Source organism: Christensenella intestinihominis (assembly GCF_001678845.1).
Classification (GTDB): Bacteria; Bacillota; Clostridia; order Christensenellales; family Christensenellaceae; genus Christensenella; species Christensenella intestinihominis.
Window position 1 is genome coordinate 1 of sequence record NZ_MAIQ01000014.1, and the last position, 6,164, is coordinate 6,164.

Annotated in this window: 10 protein-coding genes; 6 read left to right on the forward strand and 4 right to left on the reverse strand. The window is 41.2% G+C overall.

The genetic code is table 11. From position 1 onward, the window contains the following. Together BBD38_RS13265 and BBD38_RS13270 are read right to left on the reverse strand one after the other, a co-directional pair. On the reverse strand, nt 1-393 hold a 393-nt coding region (locus BBD38_RS13265; protein ID WP_330672311.1), incomplete at its 3' end, for a DUF7666 domain-containing protein. Between the two features lie 305 nt (nt 394-698). Further along, entirely contained in the window at nt 699-992 is a 294-nt protein-coding gene (locus tag BBD38_RS13270; RefSeq protein WP_066689036.1) for a hypothetical protein, read from the reverse strand. Nucleotides 993-1,060: 68 nt separating this feature from the next. On the opposite strand from BBD38_RS13270, the gene BBD38_RS14595 reads away from it, so the two are divergent. Beyond that, complete coding sequence (locus BBD38_RS14595) at nt 1,061-1,219, forward strand: hypothetical protein (RefSeq protein ID WP_156738186.1); 159 nt, start codon at nt 1,061-1,063, stop codon at nt 1,217-1,219. Here BBD38_RS14595 and BBD38_RS14600 read toward each other — a convergent pair whose 3' ends face one another. Together BBD38_RS14600 and BBD38_RS15230 are read right to left on the reverse strand one after the other, a co-directional pair. Then, on the reverse strand, nt 1,220-1,369 hold the full coding sequence (locus BBD38_RS14600; RefSeq protein ID WP_156738187.1) for a hypothetical protein: 150 nt from the start codon (nt 1,367-1,369) through the stop codon (nt 1,220-1,222). Between the two features lie 26 nt (nt 1,370-1,395). After that, nucleotides 1,396-1,608 (reverse strand): helix-turn-helix domain-containing protein, encoded by a 213-nt coding sequence (locus BBD38_RS15230; protein ID WP_066689038.1) that lies wholly within the window; start codon nt 1,606-1,608, stop codon nt 1,396-1,398. Nucleotides 1,609-1,748: 140 nt separating this feature from the next. Between BBD38_RS15230 and BBD38_RS13280 the strand changes: the two genes are divergently transcribed. From BBD38_RS13280 to BBD38_RS13300, 5 genes are all read left to right on the forward strand, one after another. Beyond that, entirely contained in the window at nt 1,749-2,342 is a 594-nt protein-coding gene (locus BBD38_RS13280; RefSeq protein WP_066689040.1) for a LexA family protein, read from the forward strand. Nucleotides 2,343-2,355: 13 nt separating this feature from the next. Then, a complete protein-coding gene (locus tag BBD38_RS13285) occupies nt 2,356-2,871 on the forward strand; it encodes a hypothetical protein (protein WP_066689041.1) in 516 nt (171 codons plus the stop codon). A gap of 9 nt (nt 2,872-2,880) precedes the next feature. Continuing rightward, a complete protein-coding gene (locus tag BBD38_RS13290) occupies nt 2,881-3,639 on the forward strand; it encodes a DUF1828 domain-containing protein (RefSeq protein ID WP_066689043.1) in 759 nt (252 codons plus the stop codon). A 96-nt stretch (nt 3,640-3,735) separates the two neighbouring features. Beyond that, the gene (locus tag BBD38_RS13295; protein ID WP_066689044.1) at nt 3,736-4,695 is read left to right on the forward strand and encodes a DUF3644 domain-containing protein; all 960 of its coding nucleotides are present in this window, start codon (nt 3,736-3,738) and stop codon (nt 4,693-4,695) included. A gap of 223 nt (nt 4,696-4,918) precedes the next feature. Beyond that, complete coding sequence (locus BBD38_RS13300) at nt 4,919-5,998, forward strand: tyrosine-type recombinase/integrase (protein WP_172807846.1); 1,080 nt, start codon at nt 4,919-4,921, stop codon at nt 5,996-5,998. Nucleotides 5,999-6,164: the final 166 nt, after the last annotated feature.

The following is a 6,164-nucleotide window of genomic DNA, read 5'->3' on the forward strand; positions in this document are numbered from 1 at the left end:
GGCGGCGCTCTGGTCGCCTGTGTTGGTGGCGGCGCTCCGGTAGCCTGTGTTGGATTCGACTTTTGTATCTTTTTTCGCGCATTCAAGAATGAAACTCACACCCGCTTTGATAATTCCGGACAATCCGATCTCTGCGCCTATTTTGATTTTGGAACAGGCGACCTTGCTGTCATTGCCGTCCTTATCTGTATCGCCGCCCCCCTCCACTTCGTAATATCGGCTATCCGATGGCGGGTAATATCCGAAAACGTCAAACGGTTCTTCGCAGAAGTGAAATCCTGATTCACAGCAGACCGCTTCCCCTGTTTCGTACTCCTTGCCGCTCTCGTATTGAAAACCTCTGCACTTTCCGCCTGCGTCCGTTCCTTTATATCCAGCGATTGTTCTACTCATTGACTTTTCCTCCGTCTGCCCTCATACTGTAGGCAAGAGATTTATTTCTCGGATTATCCGCTTGTGTAGATTCCCGTCTGACAGCGGATTTTTCTTTGCACGGCTTTTCGCCGGGGTCGAGGTTGCGATGATTTTCGCAACCGTCACATACTTTGGAATAACTCACCTTCCAACCCTCCCTTTGACAATTCCCAATTTTGGTATGGGTTTTGGCTTGTGTGCCCGGTTCGCATAGGCCAAAAGGTCGGTTTTCAATTTTCTGCTTTTGTCATATGCTCTTTGGAACGGGGTTACTGGTTCGATTTTCATGCTCCCGGTACCTCCAATCCTAGTTTTTTGATTTTTGTATAGCTTTTCTCGACTGCATCAATATCTATCCCGGCATACTCGTAAGCTATTTTCGTGTCTACATTTTGTGCATTCCAGACTTTTATTTCCTTTTCGTCCATCAGCTTTCGTATTTCTTTTTTAATGATCGCTACCGTTGAATTGGCCGCTACATCAAACAGTTCTTTAAGCTGCGCGTTGCCTATTTCATTCGGATAGGTATAATAGATTCGTAGTGCTGTTTCTGTGTTAAACGGTCGTCGCTTTTTCATTGTCTTGCTCCTTTCTTGTCCTTCCCACTATCCTGTGATAATATTTGGGTAGAAGGGAGGTGGTTGCAGTGGATAAGACTACCGATAAAGAATTAACCGTCGACATCGTTTGCGCCTACGTCGACGCATGGATGTCATCCGGTACACGCGCCCCGATTCAGGGCAAAGACCTCTGTGCGATAATCGATGCAGTTCACAAGACCCTGTCCGAGCTTGAGGACAAATAACTATTCCCATAATTCGGAAATGAATCGTGCAATTTCTATCATTTTTTCTGTTGCAAGCGCGATTTCCGACAAATCATTGGAAATCTCTGAACGCTCGCGGAGTAGCTCAAACTGCCCTTCGAGCGTTTCTTTTAAGTCCTTTGTTTCCATATTTCCTTTCTCCTTTCTTACGCAATTTAGCTTTCTCGCTTATATTTCATTTCTTGATCTGCGAGCAATTCGTCTACTGTGCAATGCAGGGTTTTGGCAAGGAGTGGCAGCTTAGACGCATGGGGCAAAGTCCCCGCAGTCTCCCACATGGAGATCGTTGTTCTTTTCTCATTAATTATTTCGCCTAACCGCTCCTGCGTTAAGCCCTGTTTTTCTCTTAATGTCTTTATTATTGACATCCCTTCACCTCATTGTCGTTTTTCTTGACATTATAATATCATGGCCTCCCCTGTATGTCAATATATTTGACAAATATTTTTTATTTTTTATTGAAACGTCAAATGAATTGACATATACTTTTTAAAAAGGAGGCTATATTATGGATAGATTACGGGTGGCTCGCAAGCAAAAGGGGTATACACAAGATAAATTAGCAGAACTAATTGGTACGTCCCGGAGCACACTGGCCATGTGGGAAACAAACAAGAGCCAACCAAGCAACGAAATGCTCGGGATTCTTTCTCGTACATTGGGGGTGTCTACCGATTATTTGCTTGGCAACGACCCGCAAATATCAAAAGGCGTTAAAATACCCGTTCTTGGCCGCGTACAGGCAGGCATACCCATAGAAGCCATTGAGGATATCCTCGATTATGAAGAAATAGAACCGGAGCTTGCGGAAACAGGAGAGTTCTTTGCATTGCAAATTAAAGGCGATAGCATGGAACCAAAATTTTCAGAAGGCGATGTTGTTATTGTCCGTAGGCAGCCTGATATTGAAAGCGGAGAAATTGCGGTGGTGCTTGTAAACGGCGATTGTGCGACTGTAAAAAAGATTATTAAACACGCAAATGGAATCTCGCTGGTTTCCAGCAACGCCGCATATATGCCGATGTTCTATACTATGCAGGAAATCGAAGATTTGCCTGTTGAGGTCTTAGGTAAAGTTATAGAGTTAAGAGCCAAATTTTAAGGAGGAAGGCGCAATGGGTACAATGGCAATAACGCCAATGCTAATTAAACATCTAATAAAATGCCCAAAAGTAATAGTGAGGCCATTCCCGCGTACATATAAAATTCAGAGTTTCCAAAAACGCAAAAAATTATATGCACAATCGCAGGACGGAACCCTGAATTTTGAAATTCAATTTCATCAGCACATTGAGTTTGGAGATCACTATACTGCTTTACTAATGGGCATTAATTGCATACAAAACGTTCCAAGAATCATACTTTTTAGAGCAAACAGCATGCACGGAGGTACGCGCGGCAACAATAGCCATATAGAACACCACCAAAAACCGCATATTCATATTATGACTGCGGAAGAGGCTAACGCGGGAAACTTTCTCAACCCGAATCCCGACAAAGACGTTGTGCCGCACTACGTTGATTTTGATTCTGCGCTATTGTATTTTTTCCGCGAATGCAATATTATTAATTACGGAGATATGTTTGATTTGTCTACTCAAATAAGTTGGTTTGGGGAGTTAGAAACTTAGAGGTGCAAGATGGATTACAAAGCAATTTTGAAAGCACAGCTCAATAATTCGATTGAGTTCCAGCCCAAAAAAACAGGGGTGGATCAAGTTTTTCTTCCCATATTTCATGAAGACGGCGATATGTATGATGTTTTTATTGAAAAAACAGACAACGCAGAAAAGCCGTTCCGCATCTGTGATTACGGCCTCACGCTTATGCACCTATCCTATCAGTTCGATGTTGACACAGCCAAAAAAAACGATGTATTTGAATCCATCGTGACTAGAAATCTTGGACAAATCGACGATGGGAATATATATATAGATACTACCAGCGATAATTTGTATCAATCACTAATGCAATATTATCAGATTATATCAAAGGTAAGCAATATGTCTATCCTCAAAAACGAGACCATAAAATCACTTTTTTATGATTATCTGTTTGACTACATAGATAGCTCTCTGGGGAAATATAACCCAACGCCGCATTTTTCACCGATCCAAGATTATTCAACGGACTGCAAATTTGATATACCCGAAAAAAAGCCTATATTTTTGTTTGGGGTTAAAGATTCTCTTAAAGCCCGCGACGCAATTTCGTGCTGCATGATGTTCCGAAATGAGAAAATACCATTTGAAAGCCTTATAATATATGAAGATATAGACTCGCCTTCATTGCAAAAAATAGATCGTAGACGACTTACCAATATTGCAGATAAACAATTCTCATCTCTTGACGACTTTGAAGAGCAAGCCCATTCGTACTTTGAATCTAAATGCGGATAAAAGCAACGATTAAACGTCCCTCCATGCTGCCAACATGAGTTGGTGAAGTTAGGCGATTGATAAGGGTTGTGAAGTAATGAATGGAGCGAAAAACAAGTGAAAAAGTTGGAAGAAAGATTGTTAGCAAAATCAACAGAGGCCTTTTTAGTAGCAATAGAATTATACAACAAGCCGACTATCCGATATCGCGTTGAAGGATTTAGTTTGTTTATTTGTAATGCTTGGGAATTGATGTTAAAGTCTCACATGATAAAAAAGTTCGGAGAAAAAAGCGTTTACTATAAAGACAATCCAGAACGCACTATTACGCTAGAAAACTGTATTGCGTCAATATTCACCAATAAAAAGGCTCCTCTGCGATTAAATCTGGAAAAAATAATCGAACTAAGAAACACGAGTACGCACTTTATCACGGAAGAATATGAAATGGTATATATTCCACTTTTTCAGTCGTGCGTATTTAATTTCACTGAAAAAATGCAAGAGTTTCATGGGATCGATATGACCGAGATCATTCCTCAAAATTTTCTCACTCTTACGGTTGGCATGAAAGCGTTTAAGGAGTCCGAAATAAAAGCAAAATATCCAGAGGAAATTGCCACAAAGCTTATTGATACTAATAATAATCTAAAGCCATTGATCGAAAATAATAACAGCGCTTTTGCGATCCGAATCATTCATGAGCATTACATCACCAAAGACAAAGCAAAGGCTACCTCTATCGTTGGGATCGATAACAACTCTACTGCAAAAGTTAAAATTGTTAAGGAATTGAAAGACCCGAACGATACACATAAGTACACAGCGAGAAAATGTATAGAGTTAATCAATAGGAGAGTGAAAACACTAGGAATAAATTTTCCTCATGTTTTTAACAGGTATCATTTTAATTTGTTTGTAAAATATTACGGGATAAAGGCCAATCCAAAATTTTGCTATACCCATAAAATTAACAATCCACCGACGTATAGTTACTCAATGGCGGCTATTGATTTTATTATTGCTGAATTGCAAAAAGACCCAGAGGATATAATAGAAAATATAAAAAAAAGCTAACCCCAGGAGCAAAGGATTCTCGGCTTACGCCTACTCCCATTCGGGAACCCAGCTTTATTCCTTCACGAGTTAACTTAATTATATTATACCTAAAAATATGTAATTGTCAAATTTAAAAACCTCTGCGCTGCCAACACAAGAGGGACGAATGGAAGCGCCGCAGGAGAAAGTAATGCCAATCTATAAAATGAACGGACGGCGCGACGGGAAGCAAAAATACCGTGTGCGGATCAACTTCATAGACGCTCTCGGAAAGGCCCGACAGGTAGATCGGGTTACTTACGGCTCTGATGAAGCGAAAATTCTTGAATTGAAGCTTTTGCAGGAGATACGCCATGAAGCACCTGCAAAGCGCATCACGCTGCGTGAGCTCTTTGACGAGTATTGCGAAGTGCGAAAAAACGAGATCAGAGAATCGACGCTGGATAAATTCAAGCGCATCATGGAATACCACATTATGCCAGAACTTGAACATATTAAGCTGGAAAAATTAGATACGAGGCTTTTAGCACAGTGGAAATTAAACATGGAAAATAAGGATATTTCCCTGCATACCAAGCAGGCGGCATTTTCCGTGTTTCGCACACTCCTTAACTACGCGGTCAAAATGGAGCACATTCCAAAGAATCCATTGGTAAGAATCGGTAATTTTAAAAGCTCCGGTGAAATTAAAAAAGAAATGGACTTCTATACTGCGGAAGAATTTAAGAAGTTTATTTCTATTGCCTGCCAGAACGCACAGGAGGCCGAGAAACGCGGTTTTCTCTACGAATGGGACTACTATGTATTTTTTGCCATAGCCTTTTATACGGGGCTCAGGAAGGGCGAAATACATGGATTGCAATGGAAGGATATCAGCAAAGGTTATTTGTCGGTCAGGCGGAGTGTCACACAGAAGCTTAAGGGCGAAGACCGGGAAACGCCTCCTAAAAATACTGCATCCGTTCGCACCCTGCAAATTCCGAAACCCCTTATGCTTATTCTGAACGAACACAAGAAGCGTTGGAGGAAGTATGATGGCTTTAATTCATCGTTCAAGGTGTGCGGCGGCACGAAATGCCTACGCGACACGTCCATAGAAAACCACAACAAGAGGTTCGCGCAGATGGCCGGAGTGAAAAAAATACGAATTCACGACTTCCGGCACTCCCATGTTTCGTTACTTGCGAACAGTGGCATCAACATTCAGGAGATCGCCCGAAGGCTGGGCCACTCCAAAATAGAAATGACATGGAACACATATTCCCACTTATATCCAAAAGAAGAAGAGAAGGCGGTAGAAATTCTTAACAAAATTAAGTAGCCCTGTACACGATTGGTACACGATTTTTTCCAACTTTGATATTTTGGACTCCTCCATGCAAAAACGAGAATCGTCAAAAATCGCTTTGTTATGCGATTATTCAAATTGCTCTATCTGCCTAAAATCAACAAAAAACGCCCTTTTCAACCCTCCTATGCTCCACCAC

What these genes read in the sequence shown, in the direction of transcription:
- BBD38_RS13285 (WP_066689041.1), top strand. Translation starts at nt 2,356, where the DNA reads ATGGGTACAATGGCAATAACGCCAATGCTAATTAAACATCTAATAAAA.
- BBD38_RS14600 (WP_156738187.1), bottom strand. Translation starts at nt 1,369, where the DNA reads ATGGAAACAAAGGACTTAAAAGAAACGCTCGAAGGGCAGTTTGAGCTA.
- BBD38_RS13270 (WP_066689036.1), bottom strand. Translation starts at nt 992, where the DNA reads ATGAAAAAGCGACGACCGTTTAACACAGAAACAGCACTACGAATCTAT.
- BBD38_RS13280 (WP_066689040.1), top strand. Translation starts at nt 1,749, where the DNA reads ATGGATAGATTACGGGTGGCTCGCAAGCAAAAGGGGTATACACAAGAT.
- BBD38_RS15230 (WP_066689038.1), bottom strand. Translation starts at nt 1,608, where the DNA reads ATGTCAATAATAAAGACATTAAGAGAAAAACAGGGCTTAACGCAGGAG.
- BBD38_RS13290 (WP_066689043.1), top strand. Translation starts at nt 2,881, where the DNA reads ATGGATTACAAAGCAATTTTGAAAGCACAGCTCAATAATTCGATTGAG.